General features: G+C 57.1%; 15 protein-coding genes and 3 tRNA genes. 9 read left to right on the forward strand and 9 right to left on the reverse strand.

Annotated features, from left to right (window positions below; genetic code table 11):
- Window positions 1-125 precede the first annotated feature (125 nt).
- The 4 genes from frdD to frdA are packed head-to-tail and all read right to left on the reverse strand — an operon-like array spanning window position 126 to window position 3,419.
- Complete coding sequence (gene frdD, locus MKleb_RS02345) at window positions 126-485, reverse strand: fumarate reductase subunit FrdD (protein WP_004097938.1); 360 nt, start codon at window positions 483-485, stop codon at window positions 126-128.
- A 10-nt stretch (window positions 486-495) separates the two neighbouring features.
- Window positions 496-891: a fumarate reductase subunit FrdC gene (frdC, locus tag MKleb_RS02350; RefSeq protein ID WP_004097939.1), complete on the reverse strand. Its 396-nt coding sequence runs from the start codon at window positions 889-891 to the stop codon at window positions 496-498.
- Window positions 892-901: 10 nt separating this feature from the next.
- Window positions 902-1,636 carry a succinate dehydrogenase/fumarate reductase iron-sulfur subunit gene (locus tag MKleb_RS02355; RefSeq protein WP_004097940.1) on the reverse strand — a complete coding sequence of 245 codons (735 nt, stop codon included), beginning with the start codon at window positions 1,634-1,636 and terminating at the stop codon, window positions 902-904.
- The gene (gene frdA / locus MKleb_RS02360; protein WP_025107641.1) at window positions 1,629-3,419 is read right to left on the reverse strand and encodes a fumarate reductase (quinol) flavoprotein subunit; all 1,791 of its coding nucleotides are present in this window, start codon (window positions 3,417-3,419) and stop codon (window positions 1,629-1,631) included. Before frdA ends, MKleb_RS02355 begins: the two co-directional genes overlap by 8 nt.
- A gap of 275 nt (window positions 3,420-3,694) precedes the next feature.
- On the opposite strand from frdA, the gene epmA reads away from it, so the two are divergent.
- The gene (gene epmA / locus MKleb_RS02365; protein WP_025107640.1) at window positions 3,695-4,672 is read left to right on the forward strand and encodes an elongation factor P--(R)-beta-lysine ligase; all 978 of its coding nucleotides are present in this window, start codon (window positions 3,695-3,697) and stop codon (window positions 4,670-4,672) included.
- Between the two features lie 151 nt (window positions 4,673-4,823).
- Entirely contained in the window at window positions 4,824-6,326 is a 1,503-nt protein-coding gene (gene yjeM / locus MKleb_RS02370; protein WP_025107639.1) for a glutamate/gamma-aminobutyrate family transporter YjeM, read from the forward strand.
- Window positions 6,327-6,361: 35 nt separating this feature from the next.
- Here yjeM and mscM read toward each other — a convergent pair whose 3' ends face one another.
- The 3 genes from mscM to rsgA form a co-directional block, all read right to left on the reverse strand.
- Entirely contained in the window at window positions 6,362-9,688 is a 3,327-nt protein-coding gene (gene mscM / locus MKleb_RS02375; RefSeq protein WP_025107638.1) for a miniconductance mechanosensitive channel MscM, read from the reverse strand.
- Window positions 9,689-9,709: 21 nt separating this feature from the next.
- Entirely contained in the window at window positions 9,710-10,672 is a 963-nt protein-coding gene (gene asd, locus MKleb_RS02380) for an archaetidylserine decarboxylase (RefSeq protein WP_025107637.1), read from the reverse strand.
- Between the two features lie 94 nt (window positions 10,673-10,766).
- Entirely contained in the window at window positions 10,767-11,828 is a 1,062-nt protein-coding gene (gene rsgA, locus MKleb_RS02385) for a small ribosomal subunit biogenesis GTPase RsgA (RefSeq protein ID WP_004097952.1), read from the reverse strand.
- A gap of 94 nt (window positions 11,829-11,922) precedes the next feature.
- Here rsgA and orn point away from each other — a divergent pair, with 94 nt between their 5' ends.
- Window positions 11,923-12,468, forward strand: coding sequence for an oligoribonuclease (gene orn / locus MKleb_RS02390; RefSeq protein ID WP_217076429.1), 546 nt, complete (start codon window positions 11,923-11,925; stop codon window positions 12,466-12,468).
- A 40-nt stretch (window positions 12,469-12,508) separates the two neighbouring features.
- Here the strand turns inward: orn and MKleb_RS02395 are convergent, their stop codons facing one another.
- Entirely contained in the window at window positions 12,509-13,240 is a 732-nt protein-coding gene (locus MKleb_RS02395) for an arginine ABC transporter substrate-binding protein (RefSeq protein ID WP_025107636.1), read from the reverse strand.
- Window positions 13,241-13,526: 286 nt separating this feature from the next.
- Between MKleb_RS02395 and MKleb_RS02400 the strand changes: the two genes are divergently transcribed.
- The 3 genes from MKleb_RS02400 (at window position 13,527) to MKleb_RS02410 (ending at window position 13,803) form a co-directional block, all read left to right on the forward strand.
- Window positions 13,527-13,602 (forward strand) — tRNA-Gly (locus tag MKleb_RS02400).
- 25 nt (window positions 13,603-13,627) lie between these two features.
- Window positions 13,628-13,703 (forward strand) — tRNA-Gly (locus tag MKleb_RS02405).
- Window positions 13,704-13,727: 24 nt separating this feature from the next.
- Window positions 13,728-13,803: transfer RNA gene (locus tag MKleb_RS02410), tRNA-Gly, on the forward strand.
- A 269-nt stretch (window positions 13,804-14,072) separates the two neighbouring features.
- Here the strand turns inward: MKleb_RS02410 and queG are convergent.
- Window positions 14,073-15,212, reverse strand: coding sequence for a tRNA epoxyqueuosine(34) reductase QueG (gene queG, locus MKleb_RS02415; protein WP_014227617.1), 1,140 nt, complete (start codon window positions 15,210-15,212; stop codon window positions 14,073-14,075).
- 13 nt (window positions 15,213-15,225) lie between these two features.
- Between queG and nnr the strand changes: the two genes are divergently transcribed.
- From nnr to amiB, 3 genes are read left to right on the forward strand one after another with little or no spacing between them, the layout of a single operon-like run.
- Window positions 15,226-16,737 carry a bifunctional ADP-dependent NAD(P)H-hydrate dehydratase/NAD(P)H-hydrate epimerase gene (gene nnr, locus MKleb_RS02420; RefSeq protein ID WP_217076737.1) on the forward strand — a complete coding sequence of 504 codons (1,512 nt, stop codon included), beginning with the start codon at window positions 15,226-15,228 and terminating at the stop codon, window positions 16,735-16,737.
- Complete coding sequence (tsaE, locus tag MKleb_RS02425; protein WP_014227619.1) at window positions 16,730-17,191, forward strand: tRNA (adenosine(37)-N6)-threonylcarbamoyltransferase complex ATPase subunit type 1 TsaE; 462 nt, start codon at window positions 16,730-16,732, stop codon at window positions 17,189-17,191. Before nnr ends, tsaE begins: the two co-directional genes overlap by 8 nt.
- 16 nt (window positions 17,192-17,207) lie before the next feature.
- The gene (gene amiB / locus MKleb_RS02430; protein WP_025107634.1) at window positions 17,208-18,539 is read left to right on the forward strand and encodes an N-acetylmuramoyl-L-alanine amidase AmiB; all 1,332 of its coding nucleotides are present in this window, start codon (window positions 17,208-17,210) and stop codon (window positions 18,537-18,539) included.
- The last annotated feature ends 5 nt before the right edge of the window (window positions 18,540-18,544 follow it).

Below are 18,544 nucleotides of genomic sequence, written 5' to 3' on the forward strand. Positions count from 1 at the left end.
AGTTTTAAGCTAAGTGTAGATTCAGGCAGGAAAAATGCGGCAGAATTTTCTTGAGAAGCGAGCCCGGTAACATAATGCTACCGGGCTTATCGCCGAGGAGGTAAAAGCGGCCTCCGCCGAGCGCTTTAGATGAACAATATGCCGACCAGAGTGACGACGGTCAGAATCGCCGCGAGGCCGTAGAAGACCCACTTACCGTTGGGTACGTGAATTTTCAAATCATGCATCGCATGGTGAATACGGTGAAGTCCACACCATAGCGGCAGCACAATCATCAGGAAAATGAATGCGCGGCCAATAAAGCTATGGGCGAAAGCCAGCACGCGTTCGTAGCTGAAGGCGTCCGCGGGCGCCAGTCCGAGCGGCAGCATAATACCCACCAGCAGCACGATAACGGGGGCGACAATCGCTCCCCACATGCCGCCAGCGCCAAACAGCCCCCAGAATACCGGTTCATCAGAACGTTTTGGTTTGGGATTAATCATTCCAGCCTCCTTACCAGAACAGCGCGACAAACAGGATCACCACGGTGACGACCGCAGTGACGACCCAAAGCCCCTTAATAACCGGCTCTGGCCCCATTTTCTCGCCTTTAAGGATAATATTGGCAGCTTTCGGTGCCAGCTCAAACCAGGTTTTGGTATGCAGCAGCGCGGCTGCAAGCGTGATCAGGTTCAGGATCACGACAATCGGATTTTGCAGAAAACCGATATACCCGGCCCAGCTCTCCGCACCGTGCTTCAGTGCGAACAATCCGTAAATCAGCACGATGCTGAACCAGACCGTGGGTACCGCTGTTCCCTCACGCAGCATATAGAAGCGATAAAACGGCAGCTTTTTCCACCAGGTGGACGGCATCGGCCGCACGTAGGGTTTGCGTTTAGTCGTCATACTGCACTCCTTAGCGTGGTTTCAGGGTGGCGATAAGAAAGTCTTTCGAGCTTTCTACCTTGCCCTGCTGGATCGCGGCCGCCGGGTCGACGTGTTTCGGGCAGACTTCGGAGCAGTAGCCCACGAATGTACATGTCCAGACGCCATTCTGGCCGTTAAGCTGCGCCATACGTTCCTTTTTACCGTGGTCGCGGCTGTCTTCGTTGTAGCGATGGGCGAGGGTGATCGCCGCCGGGCCGATAAACTCCGGATTAAGACCAAACTGCGGGCAGGCCGCGTAGCACAGGCCGCAGTTAATGCAGCCGGAGAACTGGTGGTACTTGGCCATTTGCGCCGGGGTCTGGGTGTTAGGCCCCTGATCGGGCGTGCGCGGGTTGCCAATGATGTACGGCTTAATCGCTTCCAGGCTTTCAATAAAGTGGGTCATATCGACCACCAGATCGCGCTCAATCGGGAAGTTAGCCAGCGCCTCGACTTTAATGCCTTTGGTGTATTCGCGCAGGAAGGTTTTGCAGGCCAGTTTTGGCACCTTGTTCACCATCATGCCGCAGGAACCGCAAATCGCCATGCGGCAGGACCAGCGGTAGCTGAGGTCCGGCGCGAGGTTGTCTTTGATATAGCCCAGCGCATCAAGCAGCGAGGTTTGCTCATCATAGGGAACTTCATAGAAAGCGCTGTGCGGTGCGATGTCCACTTCCGGGTTGTAGCGCACCACTTCGACTTTCATGTTTTTCATCTCAGCCATTCGTCGTCTCCTTCTTCTCGGCTGCTTCCGCTTCCGCACCGTACACGCGTTTTGCCGGCGGCAGAGTGGTGATTTTCACATCACTGTACTCCAGACTGGTGTGACCATCGGCATCGCGGAAGGCGAGGGTATGCTTGAGGAAGTTGACGTCGTCGCGCTCGGTGCAGCCTTCATCCAGGCGCTGATGCGCGCCGCGGGACTCTTTACGCGCGAGGGCGGAATGCGCCATACATTCGGCGACGTTCAGACCATGGCCCAGTTCGATGGTGTACAGCAGGTCGGTATTGAACACGCTGGACGTGTCGGTGATCCGCACGCGCTTGAAGCGCTCCTGCAGCTCGGCGAGCTTATCGACCGTTTTCTGCATGAGCTCCGGCGTACGGTAGATGCCGCAGCCTTCTTCCATCGACAGACCCATTTCGTCGCGAATCTTCGCCCAGTTCTCGTTACCTTCCTGATTAACCAGATCTTTCAGGCGCTTCTCGATATCGACGACCTGCGCGTCCAGCGCGGCGCTATTGGCTTCGCCCGCTTCGGTTGCGCGCTGCATGGCCTGCTCACCGGCCAGACGACCAAAGACCACCAGCTCCGCCAGGGAGTTGGAGCCAAGGCGGTTGGCGCCGTGCAGACCCACAGAAGAACACTCGCCAACGGCAAACAGCCCTTTGATACGGGTTTCACACTGCTGGTCGGTTTCGATCCCGCCCATGGTGTAGTGTGCGGTTGGACGCACCGGAATCGGCTCTTTTACCGGATCGACGCCAACGTAGGCTTTCGAGAGTTCACAGATAAACGGCAGACGTTCAAGCAGCTTTTTCTCACCCAAATGGCGCAGATCGAGATAGACCACATCGCCTCGCGGCGTAGGGATCGTGTTGCCCTTGCGCCATTCGTGCCAGAAAGCCTGGGAGACTTTATCGCGCGGACCCAGCTCCATATATTTATTTTTCGGTTCGCCCAGCGGGGTTTCCGGACCCATGCCGTAATCCTGCAGGTAGCGGTAGCCGTTCTTGTTGACCAGAATACCGCCTTCGCCGCGGCAGCCTTCCGTCATCAGAATACCGGAGCCCGGCAGGCCGGTGGGGTGATACTGCACGAACTCCATATCGCGCAGCGGTACGCCGTGGCTGAGCGCCATACCCATCCCGTCGCCGGTGACGATACCGCCGTTGGTATTGTAGCGATACACGCGTCCAGCGCCGCCGGTAGCCAGAACTACCGCGTTGGCGCGGATCTGCACCAGCGTACCTTCCATCATATTCATCGCGACCAGACCGCGAGCCTGCCCATCATCGACCAGAATATCCAGAACAAAATGTTCGTCGAAGCGTTGGATTTGCGGGAATTGAAGCGAGGTCTGGAACAGGGTGTGCAGCATATGAAAGCCGGTTTTATCGGCAGCGAACCAGGTTCGTTCGATCTTCATACCGCCGAATCGCCGGACGTTGACGCTGCCGTCCGGGCGGCGGCTCCACGGGCATCCCCACTGTTCGAGCTGGGTCATTTCCGTCGGGCAGTGATGAACGAAGTAGTCAACGACGTCCTGCTCACATAGCCAGTCGCCGCCGGCAACGGTGTCGTGAAAATGGTACTCGAAGCTATCATGATCCTGCGCGACGGCAGCGGAACCCCCTTCAGCAGCAACGGTATGGCTGCGCATAGGATAGACTTTTGAAATTAGAGCGATTTTTGCATTTGGATTAGCTTGCGCGGCGGCTATTGCGGCGCGAAGACCTGCTCCGCCTGCGCCTATTACGGCAAGATCGGCTTGAAAAGTTTGCACGACATTCCTCCAGTTTTTGTTTATTTCGCCGCCGGGCTGGCGAAAACGTATCACTGCTCCTTTATAGGTAAGGAGTATAGCCGTAGGGTTATGAGGGAAAATTGACGTGTTCGATTTTTTTATCGTTCTGTGCGGTCGTTTATCTCATTGCTTTATGTTTTTGGGTTATCAATAAATTAAGTGTATGTAACGCGTTTACGTATTCGCACAAAATTTGTTTCATCCGCCAGTTACGAGTAGACTTCGTGCCCTTGTTTCAAATCGGAGAACGTACCATGAGCGAAACGGCAACCTGGCAGCCGAGCGCATCCATTCCAAATCTATTAAAACGTGCAGCGGTCATGGCGGAAATTCGCCGTTTCTTTACCGACCGCGGCGTGCTGGAGGTGGAGACGCCCTGCATGAGTCAGGCGACGGTGACGGATATTCATATGGTCCCGTTTGAGACGCGTTTCGTCGGTCCTGGTCATTCTCAGGGGCTGAACCTGTACCTGATGACCAGCCCGGAGTATCACATGAAGCGCCTGCTGGCGGCCGGCTGCGGCCCGGTCTTTCAGCTGTGCCGTAGCTTCCGCAATGAAGAGATGGGGCGCCACCATAACCCGGAATTCACCATGCTGGAGTGGTATCGTCCGTGCTATGACATGTACCGGCTGATCAATGAAGTGGACGATCTGCTCCAGCAGGTCCTCGACTGCCAGCCAGCCGAAAGCCTCTCCTATCAGCAAGCCTTCCAGCGTCATCTGGAAATCGATCCGCTGTCGGCGGATAAAACGCAGCTGCGTGAAGTGGCGGCGAAGCTGGATCTGAGCAATATCGCCGATACGGAAGAGGACCGGGATACGCTGCTTCAGCTACTTTTTACCATGGGCGTCGAGCCGCACATCGGTAAAGATCGTCCGACGTTTATTTATCACTTCCCGGCAAGCCAGGCGTCGCTGGCGCAAATCAGCACCGAAGATCACCGCGTGGCGGAACGTTTCGAGGTCTATTACAAAGGCATTGAGCTGGCGAACGGTTTTCATGAGCTGACCGATGCGCGCGAACAGCAGCAGCGTTTTGAGCAGGATAACCGCAAGCGCGCCGCTCGCGGCCTGCCGCAGCAGCCAATCGATCGTCATCTGCTGGCCGCTCTCGAAGCCGGGCTGCCGGATTGTTCCGGCGTGGCGCTGGGCGTTGACCGCGTCGTGATGCTGGCCCTGGGGGCAGAAAGCATCGGTGAGGTTCTCTCTTTCACCGTCGACCGCGCCTGATCCTCTCTCAGCTTCCCTTTCGATGATGGAAGGGAAGCCCGCCTTTTAGCCCTAATACCCACAAGAACCGTTTGGGTTTTTGCTACTATCCGCGCTCATTTTTTTTGGCTATCCGGCATCCTCTGCCGCGATACCGCGTTTGGATAGATTTATGCACCAGCAAATAAAGAAGATGAGCCTGATTGGGCTGATATTAATGATCTTCACCTCGGTATTTGGTTTTGCAAACAGCCCCTCTGCGTTCTACCTGATGGGCTACAGCGCGATGCCGTTTTATCTCTTCTCCGCTCTGTTTTTCTTTATCCCTTTTGCGCTAATGATGGCGGAGATGGGAGCGGCCTATCGTAAGGAGGAGGGCGGGATCTATTCATGGATGAATCATAGCGTCGGCCCGCGCTTTGCGTTTATGGGGGCCTTTATGTGGTTTTCATCCTATGTGGTCTGGATGGTCAGCACGGCGGCTAAAATTTGGGTGCCGTTTTCCACATTCTTATTCGGCGCGGATAAAACGCAATCCTGGGCGCTGGCCGGACTGACCTCCACGCAAACGGTCGGTATTCTTGCCGCGTGCTGGATGCTGCTGGTGACCTTTGTCGCGGTAAAAGGCATGCACAAAATCGCCAAAATTACCGCCGTCGGCGGGATCGCGGTCATGGGCCTTAATCTGGTCCTGCTGCTGGTGAGCCTGGTGATTTTACTGCTCAACGGCGGCCATTTTGCCCAACCATTGGATTTCACGGCCTCGCCTAATCCAGGCTATCAGTCCGGTCTGGCGATGCTATCGTTCGTGGTTTTTGCCATCTTTGCCTACGGCGGAATCGAAGCGGTTGGCGGTCTGGTGGATAAAACCGAGCAGCCGGAAAAGAATTTTGCCAAAGGCATTGTTATCGCGGCGGTCGTCATTTCTGTTGGCTATTCGCTGGCGATTGTTCTGTGGGGCGTGAGCGCCAACTGGCAGCAGGTATTGAGCAACCCTTCCACGAACCTCGGTAATATCACCTACATGCTGATGACCAGCCTTGGCGCCACCCTGGCTAATGCGATGCATCTGCCGCCCGCCGTCGCCGCCCTGAGCGGATTATGGTTTGCCAGAATCACCGGACTCGCCATGTTCCTCGCTTATACCGGCGCTTTCTTTACCCTGAGCTACTCGCCGTTAAAGGCGATTATTCAGGGCACGCCAAAAGCGCTCTGGCCTTCAGCAATGACGCGAATTAACGCTAACGGTATGCCGGCGAACGCCATGTGGTGGCAGTGCCTGCTGGTGAGCGTGTTTATTCTGCTGGTTTCCTTTGGGGGCGATACCGCGTCGGCGTTTTATAACAAACTGACGCTGATGGCGAATGTCTCTATGACGCTGCCGTATCTGTTTTTAACGCTGGCATTTCCTTTTTTTAAGGCGAAGCAGGATCTCGATCGCCCCTTTGTGATTTTTAAAAACCGCGGCTCGACGCTGCTGGCGACCGCCCTTGTGGTACTGGTGGTGGCATTTGCCAATATCTTTACCGTGATTGAGCCGGTGATGGAAGCGGGTGACTGGAGCAGCGCGCTGTGGATGGTCGGCGGACCGGCTTTCTTTTCGCTGCTGGCGCTGGGGATCTATGAGAATTACCGCCGGCGTACGGCGGTGCAGCTGATGGTCCATGAGAGCTAAAACGCTGGCCTTGCCTGCGTTCAGGCAAGGCGTTCTTACAGGCTGCCGGGCGTGCGGCTGGTTTTCCCTGCCGAGGTCAGCGCCCTGCTGCTTTTTCTGCCATCGATGCTCTCCAGGCGCATCTGGAACGGCGGGAACGGCATATCGATACCGTGCTCGCGGAATCCGGCCAGAATCAGCTGGTGCATCTCGTGGCGCAGCGGCATCCGGTGACCCATTTCGGCGGCGTAGATACGCAGCTCGAAAATCTGGATCCCCTGCTGCAGATCAACGAGGAACGCTTCCGGCGCCGGGGTATCGATAACCAATGAACAGCGGTGCGCGGCATTTAACAGGATCTGCGCCACCTCTTCGGTATCGGCATCTACCGGAGCAGGCACCGTTAGCACCACGCGGGTCACGGAATCCGACAGCGACCAGTTGATGAACTGTTCGGTGATGAACGCCTTGTTCGGTACGATAATCTCTTTACGGTCCCAGTCGCTGATGGTGGTGGCGCGGGTATTAATTCGCGTCACGCTGCCGGTGAGATCGCGAATGGTGACCGTATCGCCAATGCGGATCGGTTTCTCAAACAGGATAATCAGGCCCGAGATAAAGTTGGCGAAGATCTCCTGCAGGCCAAAACCGAGACCCACACCGAGCGCGGCAATAAGCCACTGCAGCTTGGACCACTCAATCCCAATCATCGAGAAGCCGACCAGACCGCCGATCAGCATCAGCAGATACTTAGTGATGGTGGTGATGGCGTAGCCGGTGCCCGGCGTCAGTTCCAGATGCTGGAGGATGGCCAGCTCCAGCAGCGCGGGTAGGTTGCGCACCAACTGGGTAGTAATAATCAGCACCAGGATGGCTATCAGCACCGCGCCGAGGGTAATCGGCTCCAGGCTCTCAACGCCCTGTACCGTGGAGGTGACGTCCCACAGCGAGATATTCTCCAGGAAGCCAAACGCGGAGTGGATTTCTGACCACAGCACGATAACCGACACCAGCGCGATCAGCATCAGCAGGGAGCGCACCAGACGCAACGACTGGGTACTGATGGCATCAAGATCGACCTCGCTGACCTCAGCTTCCATCGAACCTTCCGGGCTGCTGGTATGCTGGACTTCCTCTTCGCCGCGGGCGCGCTGGGCGAGGATCTCCGCCCGACGGTGCTTCGCGCGATCGAACGCCAGGCGGCGCCGCTGGATCAGCATCCAGCGGCGTATGATGTGATAAACCACCAGCAGCAGGAACCAGATGGCGACCGAGGTTTCAAGCCTGGCGAGCAGCGCCTGCGACGTGGCGAGATAGCCGATCGCCGCCGCCAGCATCGCTATCAGCGGCGCGCCAAGCAGCATATTCCACAGCAGCCGGTTCAGCATATTGTCGCCGCTGCCTTCTTTGTCGAGATACAGCGGAATGCCGGCGCGTTTCAGGCTCAGGGTCACCATCGCCAGCGCGCCGCAAATCAGCATAAAGCAGAGGCGGCCCAGCGAGGCGGAGAACTCGCGATCGTTGAGGTTATCGAAAGTAATCAGCGCCATAATTAGCGGCACGATCAGCCCAATGCTCATCAGGTAGTAGCGCATCGCTTTGCTGACGCGGCTGCGCGGCCAGCCAAAGTGGGCGATAAACAGACCGTTAGGGCGGGCGAACGTGGCGCAAATCATTACGACCCACAGCAGCGGTACCGTGGCGGTGACGCTATCGCCAATCGCCACGGCCAGCGGGAAAGGCCAGGCAGCCTGCAGGCCATAGCCCAGCGTCATCCACAGCACCGGCAGCGGCGAGGCCACCAGTATGGACCAGAACACCGTGCGCAGGGTGAGCCAGAAGTGATCCTGCGTAACCTTACCGACGCGCGCGCTGGAGCGCTCAAGGAAGCTGGTGAAATGGCGGCGTGAGCTAATACTGAACCCCACCAGAATGAGCGCGACGAAGAGCGGCAGCAGGGTCTCTTTGCTGGTCAGCATCATCATGCTGGCCTTACCGAGCTGGCTCATGGTATCGAGCGAGATCAGGCGGCGGAGATCCTGAACGATCTCCAGCGGCCATGAGAAGCCGATTGGGCTGACGTCCGAGGTCCAGAACAGATAGCGGTGGGTCGCTTCGTTGATCTCTTTAAGCGCATCCTCTAGCTGACCGTTGGCGACCTTCAGCTTGGTCAGTTCGAGCATAAGCGTATCGCCGCCGCGCAGCAGGGAGTTGAGCAGCTCGGTCTGCGTGCGCATCTGGGCCTGCAGAATACGGTTCTGTTCCGCGGTGAGCGGTTCACCGTTGGCCTGACGAATTTGTCTTAGCTGCGGCTGTTTGCCGAGCTGATCTTCATAGCGTAAACGCTGCACGCGCAGCTGCGCCATTTCGGTATCCAGCTGCTGCGGCCGCGGGATTTCCGGCAGTCGAGCCACCTGCGCGCGCAGGGCTTCACCAAGCAGATTGGAAGAGCCCAGCCACTGGGACTGCTCGCGCAGGGTGTTTAACGCCTGACGCACCTGGAGGGTCTGATTGGTCGCCTGGCGCTGCTGCGAGGCGATCAAATCCATCCGCTGCGCCTGCTGGTTGAGCGCCTGCGACAGCTCGCGGTTAACTTTAAACTGCGCCACGATATCCGGCGGCAGGTTTTCGCTGTTTTCCGCCAGCAGTTCGGTGCTTTCCAGCGCTTTCTCCGCCTCGCGCTGCCGTTGGTTATTGAGCTGATTTCTCAGCGCCTGTAGCCAGGCGTCGAGCTGCTCGCTCTCTTTCTGCGCCAGCTCGGAGCGCAACCGCGAAAGTTCCTGGCGGTTATTGGCGGAAAGCTGCGCCAGATCCAGCTCATCGACCAGCGCTTTCAGCCGCGCGGACTCCGCCTGCAGACCAAGATTTTGCGCCTGTGCCAGCGGGGTATTGCTGCTTTGCGCGCCGACCCGGCGTTCAACCTCATTCAGCTGGCGGCGGGCATCGCTCTGCTGCTGCGGCAGCTGGTTGAGGGAGTCGGCGATGTCGCGGGCGCGATCCTGCTCCTGCTGGGCTTTACGACTGGCTTCCAGCAGCTGGCTGCTGACCTGGAGAATCTCCTGGTTCAGGGCATCGGAGGAGAGTGTAGTGGAGACCTGGCGCGGCTCATCGCTGAGATTGTTGAGCTGCGCGCGCAGGTTTTGCGACAGTTTGGGGAAGTTATCGATAACGTCCTGGTACTGGCGGGCGCGCTCAAGGGAAGCATTACGCTCCTCAAGGGCGTTCAGGGCAGATTGCAGGACTTCAACGGTTTCAGGCTGGGCGGGCTTTGCCGCCTTCGCCTGTTCCAGCTCCTGGGCTATCTGTTTAGCATCCGGGGCTGTCGCTGCGTACGCCCCAAGACTGAGGCACCAGGCCAACAGGAAAGTGTATATCAGGCGCACGGCGTAACCTTTTTTCAGGAATTAACCTTCGTCTTGTTTATCGTCAACCAGCGGGCTGGCTGCGTGTTCAGCGCGGACTTCTTCTTCCGCCAGCGGCGCGGGCTCTACCGGCGCCGCGGCTTCAGGCGCGATCGCCAGCGGCTGGCCTATTTTGGTCACCGACAGGCTTTGTAACTGCTCAACCAGCTTCACCTGGCCCGGAGCAAACAGGTTAATCACCGTGGAGCCCAGCTTAAAGCGGCCCATCTCCTGGCCTTTCAGCAGGGCGACGGAGCCTTCGCTATCGCCAGCAGGCCAGGTCCAGCGCTTAATGATGCCTTCGCGCGGCGGCGTGACGGTACCGGACCACACGGTTTCGATGCTGCCGACGATGGTAGCACCGACGAGGATTTGCACCATAGGGCCAAACTCAGTATCGAACAGGCAGATGACGCGCTCGTTGCGGGCAAAAAGATTCGGCACGTTTTGCGCGGTCAGATGGTTTACGGAAAACAGATCCCCCGGCACGTAGATCATTTCGCGCAGAATACCGTTGCACGGCATATGCACGCGGTGGTAATCGCGCGGCGAAAGATAGGTGGTAACGAAGCTGCCGTTACGGAACAGGTCCGCCATCTGGTAGTTACCGGCCAGCAGCGCTTCCAGGCTGTAGTTATGGCCTTTAGCCTGCAAAATTTTGTCGTCTTCAATGGCGCCCAGTTGGCTGATGACGCCGTCGGCGGGCATTACCAGCACGTTCGGGTCGGTGTTTAACGGACGGACGTCGTCGCGCAGCGGGCGAACGAAGAAGTCGTTAAAGGTACGGTAGCTGGCGGTGTCAGGCTTTTGCGCCTCTTTCATATCGACCTTGTAATATTTCACGAACAGATCGATGACCAGTTTTGTCAGCCAGCCTGCTCGTTTGCGTGCACCCCAGCCTGCGAGGCGGGTGAGCCACAGTTTAGGCAGAATGTATTGCAGTGAAAGTTTAAGATCGTTTAACAAGGTAGCCTCCAGGCCATTATTTGTCGTTCCTGGCCCCGCGGAGCAGCGGAGCCTGAAAAAAGGGGGACGATTCTAACGATGCTCAGCTTAAATGTCAGTCATCGGTTGATGAAAAGCTTTTACGCGTTTTTACCTGTACCTGCGCCATGCTTTCCAGAATGCGATGGTAGTTTTCAAACCGGCTTTCGGCGATTTCGCCTTTCTCCACCGCTTCGCGAATGGCGCAGCCCGGGTCATTGTCGTGTTTGCAGTCGCGGTATTTGCACCGGCCTAAATAATCATGGAATTCGACAAAGCCGTGGGTGATTTGTTCCGCGTCGAGATGCCACAGGCCGAACTCGCGTACGCCAGGCGAGTCAATCACATCGCCGCCGTGCGGGAAGTGGTACAGGCGCGCGGCTGTGGTGGTGTGCTGCCCCAGTCCGGAGACATCCGAAACGTCATTGGTGAGGATTTGGTCATCATGCAGGCCCAGCAGCGCGTTCAGCAGGCTGGATTTGCCTACCCCTGACTGCCCGGCAAAGATACTGATACGATCGGTGAGCGCCTCTTCAAGCGGCTTCAGGCCATCCTGCGTGCGGCTGGAGACCATCAGTACGCGGTAACCAATATGGCGATAAATGTCCATTTGCTCGTTGACGAAGTCCATGCTCGCCTGATCCAGCAGGTCGATCTTATTGAGCACGATCAGCGGCTCAACGTTCAGCGTTTCGCAGGCCACGAGGTAGCGGTCGATAATATTCGGAGAAAGCTCAGGCAAGATCGCGGAAACAATGACAATCTGATTGATATTGGCGGCGATGGGTTTGACGCCGTCGTAGAAATCCGGGCGCGTCAGTACGGAGGTCCGTTCATGGACGGCCTCGACGATGCCCTTGACGTTGACGCCGTCAGCTTCGCTTTTGCCAGGCCGCCAGACCACGCGATCGCCGGTGACCAGCGAACGGATAGTGCGGCGTATGTTGCAACGGTGGACGCTACCGTCGGCGGATTCGACATCGGCATGCATGCCAAAGCGGCTAATGACGGTCCCTTCGGATTTCTCACCGAACAGGTTGTCATCAAAATCGGCCTTCTCCGAAGTCGTTTTCAGGCGGCGCTGGTGGTTGGCCTTCACGCGGCGCTGTTGGCCTTTGGAGAGTTTATTTTTACTCAATCGAACTGGCTCCTGGTCGCCCTGTACGGGCAAAACCTCTATGATACACGCTATTTTAGATGAATATAGTGACGTAAGAAGGGTGGAAAATAACATGAGTGCAGATGAAAACAACCTGATTTGGATCGATCTTGAAATGACGGGGCTGGATCCGGAGCGCGATCGCATCATCGAAATCGCCACCCTGGTGACCGACGCGAATCTGAACATTCTGGCGGAAGGGCCGACCATTGCGGTGCACCAGTCAGACGCGCAGCTGGCGCTGATGGACGAGTGGAACGTGCGTACCCATACCGGCAGCGGGCTGGTGGAGCGGGTGAAGGCGAGTACCCAGGGCGATCGTGAAGCCGAACTGGCGACTATCGAATTCCTCAAAATGTGGGTACCGGCGGGTAAGTCGCCGATCTGCGGCAATAGCATCGGCCAGGATCGCCGCTTCTTGTTTAAATATATGCCTGAGCTGGAAGCGTATTTCCACTACCGTTATCTGGACGTCAGCACGCTGAAAGAGCTGGCTCGTCGCTGGAAGCCGGAAATTCTCGACGGCTTTAAGAAACAAGGAACCCATCAGGCGATGGACGATATTCGCGAATCGGTCGCGGAACTGGCCTACTATCGCGAACACTTTATTAAGCTTTAACGCCCGTGCCGGGGCCAACACGCCCCGGTCATACCATCGACTATTTAAACCACTTCTGTTCCATGGCCTGGAACTCCGGCGAGGCTTTTACGACATCCAGAGCGGCATTGATGTTATTCAGCAGCTCAGGATCGTCTTTACGTACCGCAATGGCGTACTGCTTACCGTAGTAGCCGGGATCCGTGGCGCGTTCGTCCATCATGGCGTAGTCGGGGTTATCCTGGAGCCATTTCGTTAACGTCTCCTGATCGCCCATCACGCCGCTAATCACGCCTTCTTTCAGCGCGCTCAGGGCGCTTTCGTCGCTGTCGTAAGGCACCGCATGCACGGCTTTTTGTTTGTCCCGCAGATAGTGCTGATGAAGGGTGCCTTTCACGACGCCGATTTTTTTATCCTTCAGATCGGCAAAGGTATGGGCGGCGTCTTTCGCTGTGACAACTACGCCGGACAGCGCCTGACGATAGGGATGGCTGAACGCAACCTGCTTTTCTCGCATCGGAATCACTTCGATACCGGCAATCACGGCGTCGAATTTCTTAAAGCGCAGCGCCGGGATGAGGGTATCGAACCCCTGGGGAGTGAATTTGCATTCGACCTGCATCTGCCTGCACAGCGCGTTGGCCAGGTCGATATCAAAACCCGTGGGCTGATTTTTACCATTGACGGTTTCATACGGCGGATTGGCCGTCGTTGTCCCAAAATGTAGCGTTGTTGCCGATGCTGTTCCTGTGGCAAGCGTGGCCAGCAGCAGGACGGTAAGCGCTTTTTTCATTTTATTTCCCTGGTTGTCATCGTTGTTGACCGTCAGCGGGCGATATCCGCCTATAAACTTGAGCGATTTTGCGCCTTTAGCGGGCCCGGAAAAAGTGATTTTGCCGCATTTGCTGGTTATTTAGACAATTCAGGCCGGTGTGTGGTGATAAAGTGGTCACTTAAACCAAAAACGAAAAAAATTGCGCTCAGGGGGGTTGCAGGTAAATCGAATTCTCGTATAATGCGCCTCCCGTGACGAAGCAGAAATGCAAATCACGACGCCATAGAAATATGGCCAGAAGTATGCGGGAATAGCTCAGTTGGTAGAGCACGACCTTGCCAAGGTCGGGGTCGCGAGTTCGAGTCTCGTTTCCCGCTCCAAAAATTTGAAAGTTACCACACCCAAGCGGGAATAGCTCAGTTGGTAGAGCACGACCTTGCCAAGGTCGGGGTCGCGAGTTCGAGTCTCGTTTCCCGCTCCAAAATTTGAAAGTTACCACACCCAAGCGGGAATAGCTCAGTTGGTAGAGCACGACCTTGCCAAGGTCGAGGTCGCGAGTTCGAGTCTCGTTTCCCGCTCCAAATTTCTTCTCATACCCAGTTTATCCACAGCGCAAGCACGCGCCGGTGATGATTTTCGCGCGGTCCTGAAAATACTGTGAACAGAGTTATCCACAGCTTAACCTTTCGTCCTCTCTCAGAAAATTACTTCACTATGTAAATAGTATTCTTATATCTAATTGAAATGTAACAGTTAAATTTCATTTCAAAGTGTTAATCCGATCACTTGACGAACGTCTGCCCCTTGAAACGCAATGTGTTTTTATTTTTATTCACACCCTGTGAATGAATCAGGCGTCGCGCGGTAGCCCTTTTTCAACCACCCTGACCAGACGCAGCTTTTTGGGTAACTGCACCTCAACCACATTGGCATTTCTCTTTTCAATTTGCTGCGCCATCGCCCACTCGATATGTTCGTCGAGAAGCGGGTGCTCACCCCTGCGGCTTTCCAGCGCCTTCAGGTTCGCTTCATCCCAGGGCGCGTTGCCCAACGCGACGGCGATATTACGCAGCCAGCGCAGATGACCAATACGGCGAATGGCCGAACCTTCCGTCACTTTTAAAAACCAGGGTTCGCTCCAGGCGAACAGCTCAATAAGCGCCGGGGCGTGTAGCGCCTTGCGCGGGCTGAAATCCTCTTCATCGGTGAGCTGCGCGAAGCGGTTCCACGGGCAAATCAGCTGGCAGTCATCGCAGCCGTATATGCGGTTGCCGATCAGCGGACGAAACTCTTCCGGAATAGCGCCTTCCAGTTCGATAGTCAGATAGGAAATACAGCGCCGGGCATCGACGGTATAGGGCTCGACGATGGCGCCGGTTGGGCAGATGGTCATACAGGCAACGCAGCGGCCGCACTCTTCCTTGACGGGCTGGTCAATGGGAAGAGGGAGATCAATAAGCAGTTCACCGAGGAAAAAGAACGAGCCGGCATCGCGACTAAGGATGAGCGAGTGCTTACCTGTCCATCCCAGCCCCGCTTTTTCGGCTAAAGGGCGTTCAAGAATCGGCGCGGAATCGACAAAAGGTCTAAAATTGAGCGAAGCACACTGTCCCTGAATCATCTCACCTAATTTTTTCAGGCGATGACGTAATAGCTTGTGATAGTCCCGTCCGAGGGCGTAACGGCTAACGTAACCCACGGCGGGGTCTTTCAGGGTACGGGCGAAAGCGGCATTAGCGGGCAGGTAGTTCATTCTCACGCTAATCACGCGCAGGGTACCGGGCTGGAGCTCATGGGGGCGCGCGCGCATCATGCCATGACGCGCCATCCACGCCATTTCGCCGTGGTATTGTTTATCCAGCCACGCCTGCAGTTTAGGTTCGCTGGCGCTGAGATCGGTATCGGTAATACCGACCTGCTGGAACCCCAACTCTGTGCCCCATTGTTTGATTTGCTGCGCTAACTGATTGAGATCGAGGGGCTGTGACATGATGGACCATACGATGACGAAAAACACCGGGAGTATACCACATATCATCTGGTCGGCGGAGGCGCTACGACGAGCGGAAAAAGAGGCGGCGGATGCCCTTGGGCTGACGTTGTATGAATTGATGCGTCGTGCGGGCGAAGCGGCTTTTGAGCTTGCGCGCGTCCAGTATCCTGAAAGCCAGCACTGGCTGATTCTCTGCGGCCACGGTAATAACGGCGGCGACGGCTACGTGGTGGCTCGCCTGGCACAGTCGCGAGGCATTCAGGTCACGCTGCTGGCGCTGGAGAGCGAGAAACCGCTGCCGGAAGAGGCCAGCCTCGCGCGTGAGGAGTGGCTCAACGCCGGCGGCACGATTCATGCCGCCAGCATCCCCTGGCCGGAAGATATCACGCTGATTATTGACGGCCTGCTCGGTACCGGGTTACAGAGCGCGCCCCGGGAAAACGTTGCGGCGCTGATCGCGCGGGCAAACGCCCATCCGGCTGCGGTTGTGGCGCTGGATATCCCCTCCGGCCTGAATGCGCAAACGGGGACGACGCCGGGCGCGGTTATCCATGCCGCTCATACCATCACCTTTATCGCGCTTAAGCCGGGGCTGCTGACCGGCAAAGCCCGCGATGTCGTTGGCCGTTTGCATCACCACGCCCTGGGGCTTGAGGGTTGGCTGGCAGGCCAAACGACGGCGCTCAGTCGCTTCGATGCCTCGCAGCTCCCCGGCTGGCTGCCGCCGCGGCGTCCAACCTCGCACAAAGGCGACCACGGTAAGCTGGTGATTATTGGCGGCGAACCGGGGACGGCGGGCGCCATACGAATGAGCGGTGAAGCGGCGCTGCGCGCGGGCGCCGGGCTGGTGCGAGTACTGACTCACCGGGACAACATTGCCCCCATTCTGACCGCCAGGCCGGAGCTGATGGTTCATGAGCTGACGTCCCGTTCTCTCGAAGAGAGTCTGCACTGGGCGGATGTCATTGCGATTGGGCCGGGTCTGGGGCAGGGCGAGTGGGGTAAAAATGCGCTACGCCAGGCGGAGAATTTTCGCAAACCAATGGTCTGGGATGCGGATGCGCTGAACCTGCTGGCAATCAATCCCGATAAACGTCACAATCGCGTGCTGACGCCGCATCCCGGCGAAGCCGCCCGCCTGCTGAACGTGAGTGTGGCAGAAATTGAAAGCGATAGCTTACATTCTGCACAACGTCTGGTAAAACGTTATGGTGGCATCGTGGTGCTGAAAGGTGCAGGTACGATCGTGGCGAGCGAAACGGGCGAAATGGCTATTATCGACGCCGGTAACGCTGGGATGGCCAGCGGCGGGATGGGCGATGTGCTGACCGGTATTATCGCTGCGTTGTTAGGCCAGCGCCTGACGCCGTATGATGCTGCCTGCGCCGGATGCGTTGCTCATGGCGAAGCCGCCGATCGGCTGGCGGCGAGACACGGCACCCGCGGAATGCTGGCGACCGATCTTTTTTTCACGCTCAGGCGTGTTGTTAACCCGGATGTGATTGACGTAGACCATGATTAACCGAGTGATTCCTTTACCCGATGAGCAGGCGACTTTAAGCCTTGGCAACCGTGTCGCGCAGGCATGCGCTGGCGCGACGGTCATCTATTTGTATGGCGATTTAGGGGCGGGTAAGACCACCTTTAGCCGCGGTTTCCTTCAGGCTCTCGGTCACCGTGGCAACGTTAAAAGCCCAACCTACACCCTCGTCGAGCCATACAGTCTCGATAATTTGATGGTCTATCACTTCGATCTTTATCGCCTGGCGGATCCTGAGGAACTCGAGTTTATGGGGATCCGCGATTATTTTACTGACGATGCTATCTGCCTGGTGGAATGGCCTCAGCAGGGCACGGGAGTACTGCCGGACCCGGATGTTGAAATTCACCTTGAGTATCAGGCACAAGGGCGTGAGGCGCGCGTAACCGCGGTCTCCTCATTGGGTGAGTCTTTATTGGCGCGTTTGGCTAATTAGCCTGAAGGACGACGGGATGATGTATCGCTTAACCAGTTGGCTGGCCGCCGCACTGATGCTGTTCAGCATTCAGGCCACTGCGGCAAGTTTATCCGATATCCAGGTCTCAAATGGCGATCGGCAGGCCCGCATTACCATTAGCTTTATCGGCGAACCTGAATATTCGTTTAGCCCCCAGGGCAAACGCATCGTGGCGCTGGATATTAAACAGACTGGCGTACTCCAGGGGCTACCGCTGCAGTTTAGCGGCAATAATCTGGTAAAAAGCATTCGTTCCGGGACGCCGCAGGATACGCAGTCGCTGCGCCTGATGGTGGATCTCACCGCCGACGGCAAAACCCGCGCGGTGAAACAGCAGAACGGCTCTAACTACACCGTGGTGTTTACGATTAACGCCGACGCGCCGCCTCCGCCTCCACCTCAGCCAGTGGTGGTTAGACAGGCGGAAAGGCCCGTGGCGCAGCCCGTGCGTCCGAGCGAACCCGCGCGCAACCCGTTTAAAGCCGATAACGACCGGCTTACCGCGGTGACCAGCACCAGTAGCGTAACGCGTCCTGCGGCGCGTACCGTTTCCGGTGACGATAAAGTGATTATCGCCATTGACGCCGGCCACGGCGGCCAGGATCCGGGAGCCATTGGTCCGAACGGCACGAAAGAAAAGAATGTGACCATAGCGATTGCGCGTAAGCTCCGCGCGCTGCTGAATGCCGATCCGCAGTTCAGGCCCGTGCTAACGCGCGACGGCGATTATTTCATTTCCGTCATGGGGCGTTCTGACGTCGCACGTAAGCAAAACGCCAATTTCCTTGTCTCGATTCACGCCGACGCTGCGCCGAATCGCGATGCTACCGGGGCCTCGGTTTGGGTGCTTTCCAACCGCCGCGCGAACAGCGAAATGGCCGGCTGGCTCGAGCAGCATGAGAAACAGTCAGAACTGCTGGGCGGCGCGGGCGATGTACTGGCCAACAGCCAGTCGGACCCTTACCTGAGCCAGGCGGTGCTGGATTTACAGTTCGGCCATTCCCAGCGCGTCGGGTATGATGTAGCGACCAATGTGCTGAGCCAGCTGCAGCGGATCGGCGATTTACATAAGCGTCGCCCTGAGCATGCCAGCCTCGGCGTACTGCGTTCGCCGGATATCCCGTCGATCCTGGTGGAAACGGGTTTTATCAGTAATACCGGCGAAGAGCGGCTGCTGGGTAGCGATGCTTATCAGCAGCAGGTCGCAGAGGCGATTTATAACGGCCTGCGTAACTACTTTATGCAGCATCCTCTGCAATCCGCGCCGCGCGGGGCAGCCGCGCAGACTGCCAGCGCAGGTTCGTCAGACGGGACGTTGTTAAATTAAGGAGA

Origin of the sequence: Klebsiella sp. PL-2018, from assembly GCF_019048985.1 — a bacterium.
Lineage (GTDB): Bacteria > Pseudomonadota > Gammaproteobacteria > Enterobacterales > Enterobacteriaceae > Klebsiella > Klebsiella michiganensis.